The organism is Pseudoalteromonas sp. AWH4_217, assembly GCF_056161105.1.
On the sequence record NZ_JBSWYM010000001.1, the window covers coordinates 138,389 to 159,815 of the forward strand.

Consider the following 21,427-nt stretch of genomic DNA (forward strand, 5'->3'; position numbering starts at 1 on the left):
TTAATCCTTAATTTCTTTTGCAGGGTTACCATAAGCGATTACGTCTGCAGGAATATTTTTAACTATCACAGAGCCCGCACCTAAAATGCTACTCTTACCGATCTTGATACATTGCTTAGTTGAAGAGCCAATTCCAACCCATGCATAGTCGTCAATTTCACAACCGCCAGCTATGCTAACACTTGGGCAAATATGCACATAATTACCTATTTTACAATCATGCTCAACAACTGCCTTAGTATTAATAATGGCTCCTATGCCCACCTTGGTAAAAGGGTTTATAACAGCCCCAGCCATAACTAAAACGCCACTTGAGAGGCTGGAATATTTGCTGATTACAGCTGTTGGGTGAACCAATGCAGGACTGTTAATGTTATTTGCTAATAACATTTGTAGTTTGGTTTTTCGAATCTCATTGTTACCTATACCAACGCTAACTCCCAGGTAATTTGACGCAGATTCTAACAAAGCTCTCGTATCACCGAGGACAGGCCAGTGCTCTAAGGACGTTTTAGTTGGGTAAGCATCATCAAAGAACTCGACTTTATATCCATTGAGCTCAGCTATGTCAGCGACAACCTTGCCATGGCCACTAGCCCCCAGTATCGCCAGTTTCTTTTCATTCATTAGAGTTTGAGCCCTTAAACGGTTCTATTGTCACGTGACCTTCAGCACTGATACCTTCTCGAACAAACACTTTCTTGACTGTTAAAAGCAAGATTCTAAGGTCTAGCAAAAAAGTTCTGTTGTCTACATACCAAACATCGAGCTTAAACTTGTCCTCCCAGCTAATTGCATTTCGTCCGTTCACCTGCGCCCACCCCGTAATACCAGGGCGCACGTTGTGCCGTCTTGCCTGCTCTTCATTATATAAAGGCAGATACTGAACTAATAGCGGGCGAGGACCCACCAGACTTAAATCGCCTTTCAAAACATTAAACAAACTGGGCAATTCGTCCAGGCTAGTAGCTCGCAAGAACGAGCCAAAACGAGTCATTCTCTGGTGATCAGGAAGCAACTCCCCGGCACTATTCCTGGCATCCAACATTGTCCTAAATTTCAACAGCTTAAAAACCTTCCCATTCAACCCAGGTCGCTCTTGCGTAAAGAAAACTGGTGATCCTAGCTTAAAATATACAAGGCCCATCACGATTATCAAGATAGGCGAAAAGACAAACAATGTGATTATTGAAAATACTAAATCAAATGCTCTTTTCATCTTGAAGCTCCAATATTTCAAACAAGTCTCGGTTAATTTTTCTTACATCAAATCGCTCTTTGACATAATCAAGGCTTTTTTCTGCCATTATTTCGGCTTCTTGCTCATTATTAATGAACCAAATCATCCTATCAGCTAGTTGCTCGAAGTTTGCCACATCAACCAGCCAGCCATTCTCTCCTTCCTTAACCGTTTCTTTACAACCAGACGCCCTTGTTGTGATAATAGGCCTCTTCATTGACATGGCTTCAAGCACAGTTCTTGGTACACCTTCATGATAAGACGGTAATACAAACACCCTGCATTGCTCAATAAAAGGTCTTACGTCATTCTGAGCGCCCCTATAAATGATAACACCACTCTCTTGCCATTGTTGGACTTCGTTTAGCGAAATTCCATCAGGAGAAGGGTCGGTGGGGCCAACCAGCTCAAATTCAACATTGCAATACCTGCTTTTGACAATTTTAGCCGCCTCTACGTATTCCCTTACCCCCTTGTTACCGAGTAATCGAGCAATTAACAAAAATCGATTCTTTTCAGGCAAAGCAGTGGGCATAAAATGACTGAGGTCAACTCCAGATCCATCTACTACATAAGTTTTTACTTCATCGACGATGCCATTAGCTAAAAAAGTAGCTCTGTTGTCTGAGTTTTGGAAAATGGTACTACTAGCTCCCTTGAGAGCCACGCTATATAAATAGCTTACCATTTTTTTCAACACCCTCCGCTTAAAGCTACTGCCATTGAATGCATAACCTAACCCGGTGACTAAAGCATGAAATTGCGGCACTTTAGCAATTCTCGAAGCAATTCCTCCCCATATTACTGGCTTTATAGTATAAGCTAACACCAGTTCTGGCTTAAGCTTCTGGAACAAATCATAAAATTGTTTCAACGTCTTCAGGTCATTAAATGGGTTTAAACCACTGCGTTCAATTGAATAATCGTGATAGACCACACCGAGACTAGTTATTTCCTGAACTTCCAGTTCACTAGCACCAGAAGCCATGGCATGAACCTCATGACCAGCACGTACTAACTTCTTCAGAAACTCACCCCTAAAATTTGTCAGGGATGAAGGTAAAGTCCCAATAATCAAAACCTTCATTTTCTAACCTCAAGCCACTGAAGAAACATTAAGATATTCCATAACTCGTACTGATTGTTCTTAGCGCCACTAACATGCTCGTTCCAAGCATCCAAAACAACCTGCTCATTGAAAACTCCAGCTCTTCTAAGGGAGGTTTCAGACAAAAGATCGCCAGCCCATTCCTTTAACTCCCCGCGAAGCCAGTGGTTTATGGGGACACCAAACCCTGCTTTTGGACGTTCTATTAACTCATTTGGGACATACTTTGAGATAATCTGCCTGAGTGGGTACTTAGTTTTTTTGTTGAAAAGTTTATATTCTATTGGAGTGCGCCAAGCAGCTTCAAATACTTCATTATCCAAAAAAGGCACTCTTGTTTCCAAACTACAATGCATCGCAGCACGATCTACTTTAGTAAGAATATCATGCTGCATATAGCCTTGGGTGTCCTGCAACATAATTTTCTCACTAAGGGACAAAGAAGCATTGCCAAATATCTCAGTATCAAGTGTGTTAATAGCTGCCGCACCGGAGCGCATTACGCTGGATCTATTTGAAGTCTCAATTAATCTTTGGTAAAGGTCCACCTCATCACTGGCACACAATAACTTTGACAGTTTGTGCAACTTATCGCCGATACGATCAACTTTTTTACCAACAATTGGCCTCACCAACCCAAATAGTTTATCTAATCTTGTGGGGCTAATCGATTGAATAAGCTTAGAGAGCGCCTTTCTTCCAGCTAAAGAGGAACCAATAACTTGCTCCAAACTCTGTGCCAGTTGATGTCGATTATAACCAGCAAACAGTTCATCTCCGGAATCTCCGGACAAGGCAACAGTGACATTCTTTCTCGCGAACTCAGATACAATCAAAGTGGGCAGCTGTGATGAATCAGCAAATGGTTCATCGTATACCAATGGGAGATCCGAGACTCTATCTATTACATCTTTAGGCGTCAAATATAGCTCGTGATGATTTGTTCCAAGAACTTTTGCAACCTTCTTTGCATGACATGCCTCGTTATACTCTTCTTCGTAAAAACCGATACTGAAGGTATCTATAGGTTTTGAAGAAATGCGCTGCATAAGGGAAACTATGCAAGTCGAATCAATTCCACCGCTTAAAAATGCACCAAAAGGAACATCTGAATCCATTCTCAACTTTACACTTTGCTCAAGCTTGTCTTCAATATCCAGCAAAGATTCTTCCAAGCTCTTATGTTGGTCCTGCCTAGCACTTTCTACAGCATCTAGATAATGCCAGTAACAAACCTCTTCCGAAACGCGAACATCATCAGAAATTTTAATAGTTATATAATGAGCTGCTCGAAGCTTTTTAACTTCGTTGTATATACTAGCGGGAGCAGGAATATAGCTATTTGAAATTAAACTAGATATTGCGCTATCATTGAGCGTCAAGCCACTACAGACCTTTTCTAACGGTCTTAATTCAGAAGAAAATACAAATTTGCTATTATCAAAATAAAAATAAAGCGGTTTTTCGCCAAACCGATCTCTAGCGACATATATTTCATCTTTCTCACTACAATAATATGCAAATGCGAACATGCCATTAAGCATAGGTAGTGTTTTCTCAATACCAAATCTAGCGATAGCCTCTAAAAGGATTTCTGTGTCAGAGGTCCCTTTCCAAGAGATGGAAAATTGCTGCTCGAGCGTGCGTTTAATTTCCTTATAATTATATATTTCTCCATTAAATACAATCGTACCATGACCACTATGCATCGGCTGTATTCCGGCATCAGACAAATCATGGATAGATAGCCTCTTATGACCAAGAAACAAATTTCTATTCTTATTAATAAAATGTCCGTCCTGATCTGGACCGCGATGAGAAATAGTATCCAATGCCTTTATCAAAAACTCTTTATCGTAAATCCCTCGAGTTTCTGCATATCCAAATATACCGCACATTAAGTCTCTTCCCCAACTTTATAATTACCAAACGCTATGCTCATGAACACCGCAGCTTCAACCCAAAAAACGAAGTGACGTCCAGCGAAGTGAAAAAAGCCGGACACAATATAAGAAACCATAAAAGCTGCTACCAAATATTGCCTATCGATAAGCACCTTAAAAAGAGCAATAAAAAAGCAAAGATAAAGCAAAGTAGGATATAAAAATCCAAATTGCATCGCAAAATCTAAGAACGTATTATGTGCTTCTGACTGCTCGAATGGGCCATTCAAACCAGAAAATGACCCTGCGCCATACCCAAAAAATGGAGATGTCAATGAGACTATAAAAGCATTCTCGAATAATGTCAGGCGTGTGCCTCCTTCATCAGCATTATTCCACAAACTAATCAGCACATCTGAATAATTACTTATCACATAGTAGAGAATAATAACAACCGGAAACATAAACAAGAATATACGAGAAGCAAAACTGTATTGATTAAACCTTAAAAAATTAAAAGAAAAGTACGTTGCAACAACAACAAAACAAGAGAGTAAAAATGTGTCACTTCCGGTCATTAACATGATAAATACCAGCGGTACAAAAAAGAAGACCGCTCGCTTACCTAAGTAAATACTTAACATAAGAAAAAGAGACATAGCATAAAAGGTTAATTGGTTAGGGTTAGCAGCGAAACCTTCAAACCGAACTGACTTAGGAAAGATTATAATAGCTATAAAATTCACAACCATGAACCCTAAAGCAAAAACAATCGAGACCTGTTTCAAATTCAAACCAGCCTTTATTTCCTCGACTAAAAGACTAAGTATCAAAACCCCCATCATGTATGATATTACATAAACAGGCATACTATTATAGTCACTTAGAAAGAACACAGACATTGTGACAATCGGAAAAAACAAGAAAGTAAACAACTTCAGATAGAGTAGAAAACTCCCTTGCATTGAACGTTCGAATGAAAAAATTCTCCGACCGAATTTAGAAAAAGAGTGCACTATAAATATCAAAAACAGGATTTCAGATATACCAACTAGTCCAAAACGCACTTTCGTCATAACGCCAGTTGCCAGTGCAAGCCCCAACAACAGTGCCGATATACTAATACTATGAACGCCCATTCAGATTGCCTTGTACCTTGTGTAAAAAACTATCTAACTTCAAAACCTGATTTCTTGTACTCAGTAATTCCAAAGACTTTAAATCTATGCATAATGAACTCAGTCTATCGATCACATCAACTAACGCATGGGTTGATATGTCATTAGATACAGATTTTCCGCTAACAGAAACCAACTCTGCTACTTCACCATCTACACAACCTATATGGAGAATTGGTTTTTTTTGCTCTAGATATTCAAAAACCTTACCACTGACCACACCTTTTTCTTTTTCATTATCCCAGGACAATAACAACAAAATATCGGCAACGTTTTGAAGTCGCAGGGCTACATCTCTATTGATCTGGCCTAAAAAGAACACACTATCGGAACGGTTCAACTTTTCAAATTCAGCAAAGTTCTTACCAGCAAACACCAACTGATAGTTTTCAGATATTCCCATTTCATTTGCGTTGAAAGCCTCAATTAAAACAGATGGATCTCTTTTGCCAGGATATACCATTCCCGTATATACAATCGTTTTTTTATTTTTAAATAAAAATGGAAACTCTGAGATATCGCCTTCACTAACATCATTGTATAACTTTTCATGGGAAATCCCTGTTAGCACCGCAGCACTTGGTATTTGATACTTGTCACCTAAGCTGCTGAGCCAGTTTGTTACGCCAACGACACCTTGAGCCTGCTTAAACAAGCGTTCTTCATAGCGCCCCTCGAAATAACGTCTGATCCATGGAACGTCCCTATAAGGTGATAGGTGCCATTTATCTCGAAACTCGAACACCAGTGGGACTTCAAAGTAACTCGCTAACACACTCCCCATCTTACCTGAGGAGATAGGTAAACAAGACGCATACACAATATCAGGAACAAAATTATCGTAACTGCTAATTTCTTCTACAACACGTTCAATATTTTTTTCCCCAGAACGACTCCAAAAAACTTCAATATCGGGGAAAACTAAATTGTGCAGGAAATATGTGGCGAGCTTTACCCCTGGACCAATCATCGATTTAAACAGACCAAAAGAGCGACCTTTACGATTATTTGCGTGCTCAACATTCGAAGACGTTCTATTTTTGCTCCCTCTCGCGACATTTCGTAAATTAAAGTGAGGAATGAACACAGATTTAGGTAATTCACGTAAGTCTTTATTCAGATCATCAGGGCAGCCAGCAACAATGACTACTTCATGGCCCAATTCCGCAAGCTCTTCGACTATTTTTGCCATTCTAACGGAACCCATACAGTTGTATGGAGGCGCATAATAGCTCACATATAAAATTCTCATCTAACTTCCATATTTTATAGAGTTAAATAAAACAGTATAAATTTTCAAATCCATGAGCATACCATGTTTACCTTTAAGTGCGGTAATCGTACTTTTTAACTCTGGATCATTTAAACACTCTAACGCTGCTTCCCAGTTGAACACTGTGCTTGCCTGCTCCGATTTAAATTCATTGTCAAAACTAATCATTCCTGAATTAACAAGCTTTCTTTTAGCTGACAGGAACATAGTGTAGTACTTACTTTCTATTAAAAACTTGTTTCTTAGAACTGGAAAAAGTTCATACCTCTCCCACTTAAATCTGGTTGAAGGCTCGTGATACTTTTCTATCCACTTAAGGTAAAAAGACAGTTTAGTTCTAATATGAGGCGCTATACTCAATACACTATTCAAAAAATCTTTTGTTAAGAATGGTGAAAAGTGATGAGCGTAATTATTGATTGTAACAACACCGTTATTAATACCATTAAAGCCTCTGTTAAATATTAGGTAGTCTTCCATACTCTTATAGCTGTACTTCGGCTTATAAGAATAAAAAGTTGGTTCTTTGGAGTATGCAAATCGACCTAAACCATTATCAACAGCTGGGGCTTCTTTAACACTACCTAAATAGCTCCCAAGTACAGCATCTCCTAACTGTCCAGTTACCAATATATGATTTTTATCCATATTAATGCTATTTATAGCAGATGATGTATGAGATGCTCCACTAAAGTAAACAAACCCATTATTCTCACTCCATGAGCGCTCAAAGTTGTATAAATAGTCACCTGCCTCAAGCTCGTAAAATGTATGTTCAAACCCAAATTTACTGGCGATTTCATCAGCAATCTTCATATCTAAACAACCTTTCTTTCCAAAACATAATGTTTTTAAGCTATAAGGGAGTAGGTTGTTCATTTCCAGTGTGACCACTCTTGAGTCCAATCCACCACTTAAGGTAAATACAGGCGAAAACTCCTTTTTATTTATTAATTCTGCCAAATTATCTAGCGAATTCATGAAACTTGACTGTACCAATTCTATTGCGCTATTTTCACAAGTCACGGTAGGGGTTTCAACTTCGCTAAATTCTGAAACTGTAAGTTTTCTTTGGGTTAAATCAAGTTCTAAATATTCTCTTTTGAATAACTTAAAAACACCTTCTAGCGGCGTCATATTCTCTAATAAATAGCCATACTGTATCATCTGGAACGAGGCTTCAACTGACAACTTAGCTCCACCTACGCAGCTTCGTAATGCTTCGATTGAATTTGACACAACATAACCATTTTTGTCCTGCGTATAGTAAACAGGTAGTTGCCCTGTAAACCCGTTTGCTATAATTAATCTATCTACACTTTTAAAGTGTATAGAAAGTGAAAACTCGCCATCTATACCCGCTAAAACATTCTTATAATTATTTAATGAGACATTAAGAAGTTCGGATTCATGTACGGGCAATATATAGCCCCATAAAAATATGCAGATATCTTCATTATCAACAAGAGTAGATTGTCCGCTGAAACTATTCCTAACTCCCTTCGAGCTCATTTCTATCAAAAAAGACATAATCAAGCACTTCCTCTTTCACTCATAGTCGACAACTGTGACTGTTCAACTACACCTTTGCCCATAAATAGATACAGCACGGCAACGACACTAATAAAAAGGCTTGTAAAGAATGAAACCCAAACTACATATACCATACTAAAATAAATCAGCGCCAAAACACTAAAAACAAAGTTGAAAGCCAAACCAAACACACTCAGTTTAAAATTAAAAGAGACCAACCCTCTCGCCTGTAAAATATTACCAACAGGAGTCCTGATTAAAAATGAGATCAAAATTATATATGAAGTCACTTCCATAATTGGAGACACTGATTTTACATATTTATCACCAAACACAAAACCAACTATAAATTCAGAATAGAAAATAATAGGAAGGGAAATTAATATAGCAATCGGAAAAGTAAACTTAACAATCCCTAAATAAATATGAAAAATATCTTTCTTGGATGTAGCCCTTGCAATTTTTGCGTAATATGCACTACAAAAAACAGACGGAATAAATAGAACGCTAATTGCAATTAATGTGGCATTCCTATAATCCGAAAAGCTCTCGATACTTCTAAATGAACTAACTATAAAGGAGTCAGAGACCAATGTCAGTTGAGAAACTAAATTTGTAAATGATACAGTAGCTCCAAATTTCAGCTTTTCCTTGTCAAAATAAAACTTACCGAAACTCAACTTCAATGAATGAGCATCTTTCTTATTTAAATACAAAACAGCAGGCAAAAAATAAACCAATGTATACATTAGAATAAATGCGGTTACATTTATCAAGTCAAACATTAGCATACATGAAAAAATCAAAGCCAGAAAACTTGGAGTAAATAACAAAAACTGATAATCAACATTATTTTCAACAAGGCGAACATAACTAATGCAATATAAGTAAACTTGATTAAAAACCAACATAAAAAGCAATATTAAAAAAACATTGCTATAACCGATAATTAAAATAGAAATTATAAATGCAACGACGAAAAAAAGCACTGATATAGCTATACTAGTAGAGAAGCTATTGTTATATATTTCCAACCTATCTTTATAACTTTCGTGCATTAAAGAAAATCGCAGAGAAGCCTCATGTAAAGAAACTCCGGAGAAAAACTGTCCAATACTTACAAGCATAAAAATCAAACTGAAAGTACCGTATTCGGATTTGTCTAGAGCATGAGACAAAGTTGAGATAGAAAAGAAAATAAGTACTTTCCCAACAGCAGCAGACGCAGTCACTGCCATTGGAGAATGTACAAATCTACGAATAAAGCTCATCAATTACTCCAAGCCAAGTACCGCTTGCATTGTCCCACAAGCTCATTGAGCCTATCACGGCTCGGTTACTACTAACTTTTTCAGCTTCTTCCGGAAGCGACTTAAACACTTCAGCAACTTTAAGCCCTACATTTTTCACCTGATCAACTTTATATAGATGACAACCTTTTTCAGTTAAGCAGTCGTAATTTAACCAACTTCCGACAATAACCTTGTTCCCACTATACAAAACTTCCTGCATTGCGCCGGATAGCATATCAGCCTTTTGTACATTGATTAAAATATCAGAGTCGATCCTGTGCATTGCTAATTCAGAGCCCCCCCTAAATTCAGTATCAATGCTGACATTCTGGAGGTTGGAATGTTGTAGAGCTTCTAGAACTTTAGTCTTGTACTCTTGGTTACCATAAGCCAGGTTAAAGACTATCTCCATAGCAGGGCTAAAATGTTCCTGAGCAGCTTCGAGGCTTTTAATTACCTCCAGAGTTTGTTGATTTGGTGAGGAGTTGCTGCACACATGAACAGATATTTTTTTTTCACGTCTGTGATTGAGCTTACCGCGAGCCTGATCAATATCTTCTAGCGTTTTTAATCCAAATCTAATAATTCTTACTTTTTCTGAGCCTCCGTAACTGCTAACAAACCTAGCAGCCATATCTTCATTTGCGAATAAGATTCTATTACTAAGCATAGAAACCAAACGGAAGCGCAGCTTAATTCTGTCGTTTGAAAGATTAAAATCTGATCCCCAAAAAACAGAAACTCTTTTCTTGTTGACAGAAAAAACCGAAAAAATAAGAAGCAAGATTACATTAAACAATCCCATTGCATGAAAAAAGATAATTTTCTTATTAAAAGAAAATAGCGTCCCTAAAACAGCTCGCCAAAACTGTATTTTAAACTTATCTAATAATGAAATACTTTCAACTTGAACCCCCCTCTTAGCCAGCGCACTATTTAACTGCTCGCAAAGAGGGTGATGAAATGAAAATATATTTAAGAGCTTTTTTTGCACAAACTACTCACATACCACTGAATACTTTGCGATAGGCCTTCACCCACTCTAAATTGCGGACAATAACCTAATTTTTCTATAGCTTTCCCGATATCTGCCTGAGAATGTCTTACATCCCCCTTTCGAAAGTCTTTATAAATCGGTTCAATAGAAACGTCAATCGAACTATCAATCAAGGCTTTCTTAATGCTGCTGAAAAGTTGGTTTAATGTCGTCCTGTCGCCTACAGCAACATTATAAACTTCGTTCTGTGCACTTTCTTCTGAAGTCGCAGCAAGAATATTCATTTGTACAACGTTTTCAATGTAGCAAAAGTCACGGCTAGTCTCACCATCACCATTAATGAATACCTCTTCTCCTTTTATCATTGCTGCAGTCCATTTGGGAATAACAGCAGCATAAGCTCCGTTGGGATCCTGGCGCCTTCCAAACACATTAAAATAACGAAGCCCGATAGAGTTAAAACCATATGTACGAGCAAATACACTCGCATACAATTCGTTTACGTACTTTGTAACGGCATATGGCGACAAAGGATTACCAATATTCTCCTCTACTTTAGGGAGCGCAGGATGGTCACCATAGGTTGAACTACTTGCTGCATAAGTAAAGCTCTTAACATCAGCTTCCTTGGCCGCATTCAACATATTTAGAAAACCAGTAATATTAGTTGCATTTGTCGTTATCGGGTCCGCAATAGAGCGGGGTACAGAACCTAACGCAGCCTGATGTAAAACAAAGTCGACTCCCTCAACAGCTTTGGTACACGTGTCTATCTCTCTAATATCGCCTTCGATAAAACGAAAATTATGCCATTGCTCAGCAGTTACCGAGCGTTCAACTTCATCCAGATTTTGCTGGTGTCCGGTGGCAAAGTTGTCAAGACCCACTACTTTCTGATTAAGTTTTAACAACGTTTCCAATAAGTTAGACCCGATGAAACCGGCCACACCAGTAATCATCCATGTTTTTGGTGCACTAATTAATTTTGCTTTTATGCTATCAAAGCTATTCATTTGTAACCCTATTATAAACTTGCTGTTCTAAATAACCTGATAACTAAAGTCTCATATCAACAGTTGATTTATCCAACACATATTTTAGATCGTATAGAACATGCCCTTCCCTACCAAAACTGCGAATTTCCTGGCTTCCCAGCTCCCTAAATTCGTTATGACCTACAGCTAGTACTATCGCGTCATAAAAATTATGCTTTGGTTCGGATATTAGCTTTATGTCATATGCTTGCTCAGCTTCTTTATCTGAACACCAAGGGTCTAAAACATCCACATTGATATTGTACTCTCGCAACTCTTCTACAATATCAATTACTCGTGTGTTGCGCAGATCAGGGCAGTTTTCTTTAAACGTTAACCCCATTACTAATACATTAGCACCTTCAACGTGAATTCTTTGCTTCAGCATCTTTTTGACTAGTTGGGAGACAACATAGTTACCCATACCATCGTTTAAGCGTCTTCCCGCCAATATCATTTCTGGATGGTAACCTACACTTTGAGCCTTGTATGTGAGGTAGTAAGGATCAACACCAATACAATGCCCTCCAACCAACCCAGGTCTAAATGGTAGAAAATTCCATTTGGTCCCCGCTGCTTCGAGAACTTCAAGCGTATCTATTCCTAATTTATTAAAAATAATTGAAAGCTCATTTATCAAGGCTATATTTACATCTCGCTGTGTATTTTCAATAACCTTCGCTGCTTCAGCAACTTTTATACTTGACGCTTTATGAGTGCCGGCGGTTATGATCGATTTATATAACTCATCAATGATATCTGCAACTTCGGGCGTAGACCCAGAAGTTACTTTCAAAATATTAGTCACGCGATGCTCTTTGTCGCCTGGATTTATGCGTTCGGGAGAATATCCAGCAAAAAAGTCTTTGTTAAATTTAAGACCAGAGACTCTTTCCACGACGGGGATACAGTCTTCTTCTGTCGCTCCTGGGTATACTGTCGACTCATAAATAATTATGTCGCCAGCATTCACAACTTGGCCTAATAATTCACTGGCCTTGATCAAGGGGGTTAAGTCTGGCCTTTTATGTTGATCGATAGGAGTTGGAACTGTAACTATATAAATATTACAGCTTTTGAGATCGTCAACATTGTATGAGTAACTAAGTAGGTTCGCGCTTCTTAAATCTTCTTTATTAACTTCTAGCGTCGAGTCATAGCCTTCAATTAACTCTGATACTCGACTTTGGTTAATATCGAAACCTATTGTGGAGTACTTCTTACCGAACTCTACTGCTAGAGGTAGACCGACATAGCCAAGGCCTATCACGGCAATTTTATTTTTGGCAATATTCACACTACCCCCTTAATAATTCCGCGGCTATCAACTACAACTTTCTTTAATAGCTCACTTTTATCCATAACTTTAAACTCTTTGTGGTCAACTAAGACTACGACAATATTCGCAACGTTAAGTGCATCCTCTAGATCGAGTAACTCAACATTCTTCTTTTCCAAACCACTTGGTAAATTGCTAATGTTTGGCTCTACAGCAATCACACGCCCAACTTTTCGAGATGCAATTTCATCGACGATTTGCAAAGCTGGACTTTCTCTCAAATCGTCAATATCAGCCTTAAATGTTAAGCCCAGGCAAGCAATAACAGGTTCCTTAAACTCATCAGCTGATTTGGTGATTTGTTCAATGACAAAAAACGGCTTTGCATCATTAATCAGACGGGCTTGCTTGATAAGCTTAGCTTCATCCGGACAGCTATTCACTATAAACCAAGGATCTACAGCAATGCAGTGTCCACCAACACCCGGGCCAGGTTGTAATATGTTTATACGAGGATGGCGATTTGCTAAAGCAATTAGCTCCCAAACATTGATGTCTAGTTTATCGCAAATAACCGATAGTTCGTTAGCAAAGGCAATTTGAACATCCCGACAAGAGTTTTCAGTGAGCTTTGCCATCTCAGCAGTACGCGCATTAGTCGTTACACAATCACCTGTAACAAACGTTTTGTACAGTTCAATCGCAGCGTTTGAACATTTGTCAGTCATCCCACCTATTACTCGATCATTTTCAACGAGCTCTCGAACTACATGACCAGGTAATACGCGTTCAGGGCAATGAGCTACGCGGATGTCAGAATTTTCACCACATTGCTGCGGGAACGTTAGATCTTCCCTTGCAGCAGCAAGCCACTTCGATACCTGCTCAGTAGCTCCTACAGGAGAGGTTGATTCAAGAATGACCAAGTCACCTTTTTTGAGAACAGGTGCAATTGCCGTACAAGCAGCCTCAATATAAGTGAGGTCAGGCTCTGGTGCTTCCACATAGGCTTGATCAGCTGAGTTTCTAAATGGCGTTGGAACAGCAATTAAAAATGCATCAGCTGGCTCTGGTATTGTAGTAGCTTTTAAATATCCTTCAGTTACGGCAGCGTGAACAATCATGTCTAGTTCAGGTTCTACTATATGAATTGCTCCACGGTTAATCGTATCAACTACCTGTTGATTTACGTCGACACCGATAACCATCTTCTTTCGAGATGCAAACATTGCTGCTGTAGGCAGGCCGATATAACCAAGGCCGATAACAGATACTGTATTGAAAGACATAGAATCCCTTTTTCAAAAGAAAGCATTGCAAGCCACAACGCTGACTTGCAACAATAATATAACCACTAACTAACTAAAATATTGCAAATTCTTTGACAAGCTTTACCGTCTCCGTAGGGATTGTGGGCTCTGCTCATTTCTGTGTAACTTTGCTCATTAGTCAACAACTCAGTTAATGATGAGGAGATTAGTTCAACATCTGTCCCCACCAACTTAACAGTTCCAGCCTCAACAGCTTCAGGGCGTTCAGTTGTATCTCGCATAACAAGTACAGGCTTACCTAAGCTTGGTGCTTCCTCTTGTATACCTCCCGAATCAGTTAAAATAATGTCAGAGCGATTCATTAAGTAAACAAAAGGCAAATATTTCTGCGGTTCAATCAGATATATATTGTCGATATTTTTCAATATACGATTGACTGGTTCTTGAACATTTGGATTAAGGTGAACTGGATATAATATCTGCACATCCGGATTTGATTCAGCAGTTTTGGCTAACGCTTCACAGATTCTCTCGAACCCACCACCAAAACTTTCTCGCCGGTGCCCTGTCACAAGAATCAGTTTTTTGGACTCGTCTAGAAAAGGAAATTGCGCCTGCAAACTCGCTGACAAATCCTTATCCTGTTCGATCTGCTCTTTAACCATTAACAGGGCATCAATAACCGTATTACCCGTTACAAATACTTGTTCAGGAGTAAAATTCTCATTTAACAAGTTTCTTTTTGATGTTTCTGTAGGCGTAAAGTGTAATTTAGCTAGAGCACCAGTGAGCTTTCTATTAGCCTCTTCAGGCCAAGGAGAATATATATTTCCGGTACGTAATCCAGCCTCAACATGCCCGACTGGTATTTGTTCATAATAAGCAGCTAAGCTGGCCGCAAATGTTGTCGCAGTATCACCATGAACTAATACAATGTCCGGTTTAAACTCCTTCAATACTGGTGTTAACTCCAGTAAAATGCGACTTGTCAACTCAGGAAGTGTCTGCCCAACTCTCATCAAATCCAAGTCATAATCAGGCACAATTTGGAATAGCTCTAGCACCTGATCAAGCATTTCTCTATGTTGTGCAGTTACACATACTTTTTCTTCAAAGCGCTCGTCACATTCCAAAGCTCGCACTAGTGGAGCCATTTTTATTGCCTCAGGGCGGGTGCCAAACACCGTTAGAACTTTCATTTAAGCTTCCCGAATAAATTGTAATTAAAACCAAGTAGACTAGCTTATAAACTGTGAAAAGTTATTTATCTGACTTATACTCATAGCTGTAATATCCATAATAACCGTAAGTATTACTAGCTTTCTTCATGACCCCATTAAATACAACTCCCTTTACATCAATTCCGTTCTGCTCGAACCTATTACGAGTCAACTCCAACTCTTTGACATGATTTTGTCCAAATCGTGTAACTAACAAAGTTGAGCCTGCATGAGCACTAACGATTGCCGGATCCGTTACAGCAAGAATCGGCGGCGTATCGATGATTACGAGGTCATACTTGCTACTGGTCTGTTCAATAAGTCTGGAGAAATTTTCATGCATCAATAGCTCTGATGGATTTGGAGGAATATGACCCCTAGTGATCACATCCAAACCTTCTACCTGGCTAGACTTTGTTGCTTGTTCCAAATTTATACGACCGGAAAGATAATCACTTAGACCATCAGCCCAATTCATACCGAATTGAGTTTGCAGGTAACCTTTGCGCATATCCGCGTCGATGATCAATACCTTCTTGTCACTTTGCGCCAATACCGTTGCCAAGTTTACTGAAATGAAAGATTTACCTACACCAGGACTAGGTCCTGAAATTGCAATCACATTGTTTTTAGCATCCATCATTGCAAAATGCAGGCTGGTTCGTAGGCTACGTAATGCTTCAATTGACAGGTCAGCCGGGTTGTCTAATGCCAATATTGACTTAGCCTTTGCTGCAGCTTTACCCTTACGAGCCTTTGCAAAACCAGTAAGTTTTAATTGATATTCAGAATAGGGAACACTCGCATAAACAGGTAAACCAATTGCCTCAATTTCACTGGGGTCTTCGATCCCTTTATGAATAGCTTTTTGGATCAGGACAATTGCGACCGCAAGTAAGCCACCGAGCATAGTTGCCATTACCACAATCAACGCTTTTTGCGGCTTTACTGGTTTAGAAGTATTAACTTCAGCTCTATCTATGACTCTAACATTTCCAACTGTTCCAGCCCGAACAATGTCAAGCTCTTGGGTCTTTGCAAGAAGAAGTGTATAAATTTCATTATTAACCTCTACATCACGGGTTAAGCGTAAAAGCTCCTGCTGCGTTTCAGGTAACACCTGCACCTGCGCTGACAAACGACGCTTTTGGTTTTCTACAGCTTCAATTTGCTCTATCGCTGCAACGTAACTCGGGTGACTGTCTTTAAACTTTCGAGAAATTTCCAGCTTCTTAAGCTCTAGTTCTTGAAGTTGCGTTTCAAGCTTAACTAGCTGTTTAAGCACACCTTCTGTTTCTAACGTAATATCAACTGACTGGTGTTTAACTTGATAGTTGTTAAAACGTTGCTCTGCGGCTTCAAGTTGTTTCTTAACTATCGGTAACTGGTATTCCAGAAATTCAAGTGACTTTTGTGCCTCAGCACTATTGCGCTCTACATTACGACGGACATAGATATCAGCAACTTTATCAAGCACTTTCTCTGCATAATCAGGACTTGCATGCTGTAAGCTCAGATTTATAATTCCAGAGTCTTTCCCTTTCTCTTTCGCTTCTATCGCGGCTTGTAAGTCCAAAATGGTGTTCAAACGATCTTTCTTAATTATTAAGAATTCAGTACCGGGACGTGCAGTCAAAGTTCTAAGTGTCAAAGATAGCCTGCCATTTGTAACTTCTTCTCCCACCTTACCTTTAAGAATGCTTTCTCCACTCTGACTAATTAGTTCAAATTGATCGTCTGCCAACGCCACAAGCGTGAACGGAACTTGAATTGCGCTTTTCGGAACATTGAATTCAAAAACATCAATTTGTTCCCCTCCCCATGCATAGCTTTCAGTTCCAAATCGAGGCTCAGCAGTATCACCTTCAAATGTCGGGGTGAAATTACGAAATGCTCTTCCCCCAATGATTGGAAACAGGTTAGGTACAGCCACAACATCTAACTTTAGACTGTCCACCGTTTCGCCGATAATGCTACGTGATTTCAACAACTCAATTTCTGTTACTGCTGCGGATGTACTTTCAAACATGCCACCCAGTTCATCAAACCCAGGAACCGAGCCCCCTTTTTCCTCAACCTGTATCATTGCTGTTGCTTGGTAAATGGGAGTGCTAAAGGTTGCTATTAATAGTCCGGCAATCATAAAAAGTGTGATGACAACTGCTATGAACAACTTTCGGTCTAGTAGCTCGCCGAGCAATGCCATTAAATCGATTTCTCGCGCTTGTTGCTCTGGTTGCCTTTTTTGAGCACCCGTTAGTAGGTTTGATTGAGCATTCATTGACTCTTTCATCCTTATAAATACTTCTGCCAAGCGCTGCACGCGCTATCGATTAACTCATATACATGCTCAAAGGCTTCACGACTTTGGCGGTAGGGATCAGGAATCTCTTTTTCGCCCAACCACTTACCTAGTAAGAAAGTTTTTCCGCGTGCTTGTGGGTAACGCATACATAAATCTTCTAAGTGACGTTTTTCCATGACTAAAATCACGCTATTGTGCATGATCAAATTGGAACTAACTTGCTGTCCCTTGTGCGCAGACATGTCAATACCGTGTAGTAAAGCAAGCTCTTGAGCAAAGCTATCAGCAGGTTTCCCCTCAAGAGCCGTTAGACCCGCTGAGCTAACTGTAACAGCTTTTCCAGCCAGCTTACTTTTTAGTACATACTCGGCAGTTGGGCTACGGCAAATATTGCCAGCACACACCATTAAAACGCTGTCAAACATTACGAAATTACCTATTACTGATTGTCTATATCTTGTAATCTGTCGACTGTAGTCAGTGCTGGTAAAAGTAAGCTAATTACTTTATTCCAACGCGCAAGAGGTGCACTTGTTACATACACAATGTCCTGTGGGGCCAATTCAAACTGCTCTGCAAGCACAAGTGACGCGACATTTTGGGCATGTAGTTGATAGACATCGGCAAGGACACCGTCTTTTGCTAAATTTCTTTTACGAAGTACAAAAATCCCGTTGGCATTCGCACTTCGCTCATCGATCCCGCCGGCTTCACTAAGTGCCTCTGCTAGGTTTAGACCGTAGCGGTTAAGTTCTACAGTGCCAGCTCTCATCACGTCGCCCATCACATAAACATTTCGTTTGTCATTGCGATGTACATGAACAATATCGCCATTTTTAAGCAAGCGATTTTGAGAGATATCTCCTTTTAGATAAAAGTCGTCTAGCTTAATCGACTCCGTCCGATCACCTCTAGTGAAGCTCACTGAATTCCAATCAGCACGGTCATTTAGACCCCCGGCTTGGTTTAACGCATCAATTAGAGTCAAAGGTATATCGGTAATCTGATAGACACCAGGCACTTTAACTTCGCCGGTTACGTATGCTTTTTGGCTTTTAAAAGCAACAACTTTTACATCTATCTGTGGATCTTCAATAACACGGCTTAGTCTGCTAGCTAATTCTTCACGTATTTCAGCAATGGTTTTACCAGCAGCAGGCACTTTTGGTGCATACGCGAATGTGATTGTGCCGTCCGGCTGGACTTTGAATCCATCAAACTCTGCGGAGCGTTGAACCGCAGCAGGAATGGTTAACTCAGGATGATCCCAAACACCGATTGTAACAACATCACCAACTCCCAAGCGATACTGGTAATCCGAAGTGGCTATACCTTTTGAATTTGCATGTACGAGTGGCTGAGGCTTTCGCGCTTTATAATCTTGAATCAACTGAGCATCGATCAAATGAATGTTTATTTTTTCTAGATCTTTCTCCAAGCTCGCAGCTTGCTCACTTGAGTTTATCCCTTCAAAATGGCCGCCGGGGATAATCGAACAGCCAGTCATTGCGAGAAGGACGGTAGAAGCAATGATAGTTTTACAGCTAAGCGCCATTATTTTTTCCCAAAATATGTAATTTTTTTTCAGTTCTTTGATAGTTTGATATTACGAGCAGCCAATTAAAGCATGCACTGTTGTTAATCGCAAGTGACAATTCTTTCCATACTCAAATCATCAATAATGCCCTTCTTTGTGGGCACTTACTCCCACCCAGCTCAGCTTCCCCTGTGAGAAGCTTAGAACTTTCTCCGCCAAAAGCCTCTTTAAACTTCAGACATTGTGACTTACCAAAGTTACAGAGATTTTTAAGCCAAATTCAGCTGGAAAAGAGAGCCTTTAAGCTGAAACTAATCTTCCCTAACTCTAACCACATAGAGTCCGTTTTTTTCAAAGTTGTTTCAAGATGCCCAGTTGCTTCATTATTCACAATCTCGTTACGCCTCCGCTTTCATTTACCATACTGCTACTAAGAATTTGAAGTGAATAACCCCAAAAAAAAAGAACAATGAGAAAATAGCAACAATACAGAATCCACACTCACTGAGTAATGTAAAACAAGTCCATTTCAGCCTTGATGCCCTGGCAGACCATATTCGAGCCTAAATGGAGCGGGAGACCAACTTAGTGTAAACATTGGCGTTTATCTAAACGGCGTCTCAGGCTCTGTAAGTACTGTTAAGTTAGTTCTAATAAAAAATAAACTCCAGCAATTACATGAGGCTCTTTGCATGAAACATCATTTTGATTAAGGTGGAAGAAAAAGCAGAAACTAATGAGTAAACTTCGGCTTCACGAAGTTTTCTTTTGGCAAAAATCTGCGCTCCGTGCACCGACTTCTCAATCGAATATTCCATTGAGGTTCATTATACTACTTTTGTTACGTGAGTCTAGCGCCTGAAGTAACTTAGCTCTCAATATCAGAAAAACTTCAAGAGCATCAACCACAAAATTAAGAAAACAAAATCAAAAGCTTAATCATTTCCGAATAGGTCTCTAGTATATACTTTATCTGCCACGTCACGAATGTCATCCACCATACGGTTGGCTACGATAACATCGGACACTTTCTTAAATTCATCCAACTCGTTAACTACACGGGAGTGAAAGAACTCGTTTTCATTTAAAACCGGCTCATAGATAACAACTTCGATTCCTTTCGCCTTAATGCGCTTCATAACCCCTTGAATCGCAGAAGCTCTGAAGTTATCAGAGCCACTTTTCATTATCAGACGATAAATCCCCACAACCTCTGGCTTGCGATTCAAAATAGACTCTGCAACATAGTCCTTACGTGTGTCATTTGCGTCAACAATAGCGCGGATGAGGTTATTCGGTACGTCTTGATAATTGGCTAACAACTGCTTAGTGTCTTTTGGTAAACAGTAACCGCCGTAACCGAACGACGGGTTGTTATAATGCAATCCGATCCTGGGGTCTAACCCCACACCTTCAATGATTTGCTTTGTATCTAATCGGTGCTTTTCTGCATAAGTGTCAAGTTCATTGAAATACGCGACCCGCATCGCCAGGTAGGTATTTGAAAAAAGCTTAATGGCTTCTGCCTCGGTTGAGTTAGTGAACAGAACATCAATTTGAGCTTTATATGCTCCCTCTGATAACAATTCTGCAAATGTACGGGCACGTTCAGAGTGCTCCCCCACTATGATACGGGAAGGGTGTAAATTATCTTGCAATGCCCTCCCTTCACGCAAAAATTCAGGGGAAAATATTATGTTTTCAGTACCAAACTGTTCCTTTATCCGCTCAGTGTAACCAACAGGCACCGTAGATTTGATAACGATTGTCGCACTGTCATTAAAGGCTAAAATATCACTGACCACCAACTCAACGGACTTTGTATTAAAGTAGTTTGTTTCAGGATCGTAATCGGTAGGTGTTGCAATGACGACATAGTCAGCATCTCTATACGCCAGATTTTTGTCCAACGTTGCTTTAAAATTTAGCGCCTTATTTCTTAGAAAGTCTGAAATTTCAGAGTCTACTATTGGAGAGCGCTGTTGATTCAGCAACTCTACCCGCTCTTGTGATATATCAAGAGCAATAACGGCATGGTGTTGTGCGAGCAGCATGGCGATTGATAAACCAACGTAACCAGTTCCGACTATCGTAATATTCATCTATAACTCTGTCTCCCAAGATAAACCGACACATCAATTGTGTGTAATAGCCCTATCGAGTTGCGTGATCGCAATAATGTCGCTTCCGGCTACCACTGCATTGTTTTTTGGTCACGACTCATGTTGTAACAGTGAGCTGCTCACAGGATAAGTCGCTTAGAAGACTATTTTATGA

17 protein-coding genes are annotated in these 21,427 nt (G+C 39.6%); all 17 read right to left on the bottom strand.

What is annotated here, in order from left to right; all coding sequences use genetic code 11:
- The gene (locus ACXAH1_RS00640) at positions 1 to 627 is read right to left on the bottom strand and encodes an acetyltransferase (protein ID WP_475192957.1); all 627 of its coding nucleotides are present in this window, start codon (positions 625 to 627) and stop codon (positions 1 to 3) included.
- Positions 620 to 1,219, bottom strand: coding sequence for a sugar transferase (locus tag ACXAH1_RS00645; protein ID WP_475192959.1), 600 nt, complete (start codon positions 1,217 to 1,219; stop codon positions 620 to 622). Before ACXAH1_RS00645 ends, ACXAH1_RS00640 begins: the two co-directional genes overlap by 8 nt.
- Entirely contained in the window at positions 1,203 to 2,327 is a 1,125-nt protein-coding gene (locus tag ACXAH1_RS00650; RefSeq protein ID WP_475192961.1) for a glycosyltransferase family 4 protein, read from the bottom strand. The genes ACXAH1_RS00645 and ACXAH1_RS00650 overlap by 17 nt, the downstream gene beginning before the upstream one ends.
- Positions 2,324 to 4,246 (bottom strand): asparagine synthase (glutamine-hydrolyzing), encoded by a 1,923-nt coding sequence (gene asnB, locus ACXAH1_RS00655; RefSeq protein ID WP_475192962.1) that lies wholly within the window; start codon positions 4,244 to 4,246, stop codon positions 2,324 to 2,326. Before asnB ends, ACXAH1_RS00650 begins: the two co-directional genes overlap by 4 nt.
- Positions 4,246 to 5,370, bottom strand: a complete 1,125-nt coding sequence (locus tag ACXAH1_RS00660; RefSeq protein ID WP_475192964.1) for an O-antigen ligase family protein — start codon at positions 5,368 to 5,370, stop codon at positions 4,246 to 4,248. The genes asnB and ACXAH1_RS00660 overlap by 1 nt, the downstream gene beginning before the upstream one ends.
- On the bottom strand, positions 5,357 to 6,661 hold the full coding sequence (locus ACXAH1_RS00665) for a glycosyltransferase family protein (RefSeq protein WP_475192965.1): 1,305 nt from the start codon (positions 6,659 to 6,661) through the stop codon (positions 5,357 to 5,359). Before ACXAH1_RS00665 ends, ACXAH1_RS00660 begins: the two co-directional genes overlap by 14 nt.
- Positions 6,662 to 8,212 carry an asparagine synthase-related protein gene (locus tag ACXAH1_RS00670; RefSeq protein WP_475192966.1) on the bottom strand — a complete coding sequence of 517 codons (1,551 nt, stop codon included), beginning with the start codon at positions 8,210 to 8,212 and terminating at the stop codon, positions 6,662 to 6,664.
- A gap of 2 nt (positions 8,213 to 8,214) precedes the next feature.
- Entirely contained in the window at positions 8,215 to 9,486 is a 1,272-nt protein-coding gene (locus ACXAH1_RS00675; protein WP_475192967.1) for an oligosaccharide flippase family protein, read from the bottom strand.
- Positions 9,470 to 10,501 carry a hypothetical protein gene (locus ACXAH1_RS00680; RefSeq protein WP_475192969.1) on the bottom strand — a complete coding sequence of 344 codons (1,032 nt, stop codon included), beginning with the start codon at positions 10,499 to 10,501 and terminating at the stop codon, positions 9,470 to 9,472. The genes ACXAH1_RS00675 and ACXAH1_RS00680 overlap by 17 nt, the downstream gene beginning before the upstream one ends.
- Entirely contained in the window at positions 10,483 to 11,517 is a 1,035-nt protein-coding gene (locus tag ACXAH1_RS00685) for an NAD-dependent epimerase/dehydratase family protein (RefSeq protein ID WP_475192970.1), read from the bottom strand. The genes ACXAH1_RS00680 and ACXAH1_RS00685 overlap by 19 nt, the downstream gene beginning before the upstream one ends.
- A gap of 43 nt (positions 11,518 to 11,560) precedes the next feature.
- Positions 11,561 to 12,835, bottom strand: a complete 1,275-nt coding sequence (gene tviB, locus ACXAH1_RS00690) for a Vi polysaccharide biosynthesis UDP-N-acetylglucosamine C-6 dehydrogenase TviB (RefSeq protein WP_475192972.1) — start codon at positions 12,833 to 12,835, stop codon at positions 11,561 to 11,563.
- Positions 12,832 to 14,106, bottom strand: coding sequence for a UDP-N-acetyl-D-mannosamine dehydrogenase (gene wecC / locus ACXAH1_RS00695; protein WP_475192973.1), 1,275 nt, complete (start codon positions 14,104 to 14,106; stop codon positions 12,832 to 12,834). The genes tviB and wecC overlap by 4 nt, the downstream gene beginning before the upstream one ends.
- A gap of 65 nt (positions 14,107 to 14,171) precedes the next feature.
- A complete protein-coding gene (gene wecB / locus ACXAH1_RS00700; protein WP_475192976.1) occupies positions 14,172 to 15,287 on the bottom strand; it encodes a non-hydrolyzing UDP-N-acetylglucosamine 2-epimerase in 1,116 nt (371 codons plus the stop codon).
- Between the two features lie 61 nt (positions 15,288 to 15,348).
- Complete coding sequence (locus tag ACXAH1_RS00705; RefSeq protein ID WP_475192977.1) at positions 15,349 to 17,589, bottom strand: polysaccharide biosynthesis tyrosine autokinase; 2,241 nt, start codon at positions 17,587 to 17,589, stop codon at positions 15,349 to 15,351.
- Between the two features lie 14 nt (positions 17,590 to 17,603).
- Positions 17,604 to 18,038 carry a low molecular weight protein-tyrosine-phosphatase gene (locus ACXAH1_RS00710; protein ID WP_475192980.1) on the bottom strand — a complete coding sequence of 145 codons (435 nt, stop codon included), beginning with the start codon at positions 18,036 to 18,038 and terminating at the stop codon, positions 17,604 to 17,606.
- 14 nt (positions 18,039 to 18,052) lie between these two features.
- Positions 18,053 to 19,168, bottom strand: a complete 1,116-nt coding sequence (locus ACXAH1_RS00715; RefSeq protein WP_475192981.1) for a polysaccharide export protein — start codon at positions 19,166 to 19,168, stop codon at positions 18,053 to 18,055.
- Positions 19,169 to 20,085: 917 nt separating this feature from the next.
- On the bottom strand, positions 20,086 to 21,252 hold the full coding sequence (locus tag ACXAH1_RS00720) for a nucleotide sugar dehydrogenase (protein WP_475192983.1): 1,167 nt from the start codon (positions 21,250 to 21,252) through the stop codon (positions 20,086 to 20,088).
- Positions 21,253 to 21,427: the final 175 nt, after the last annotated feature.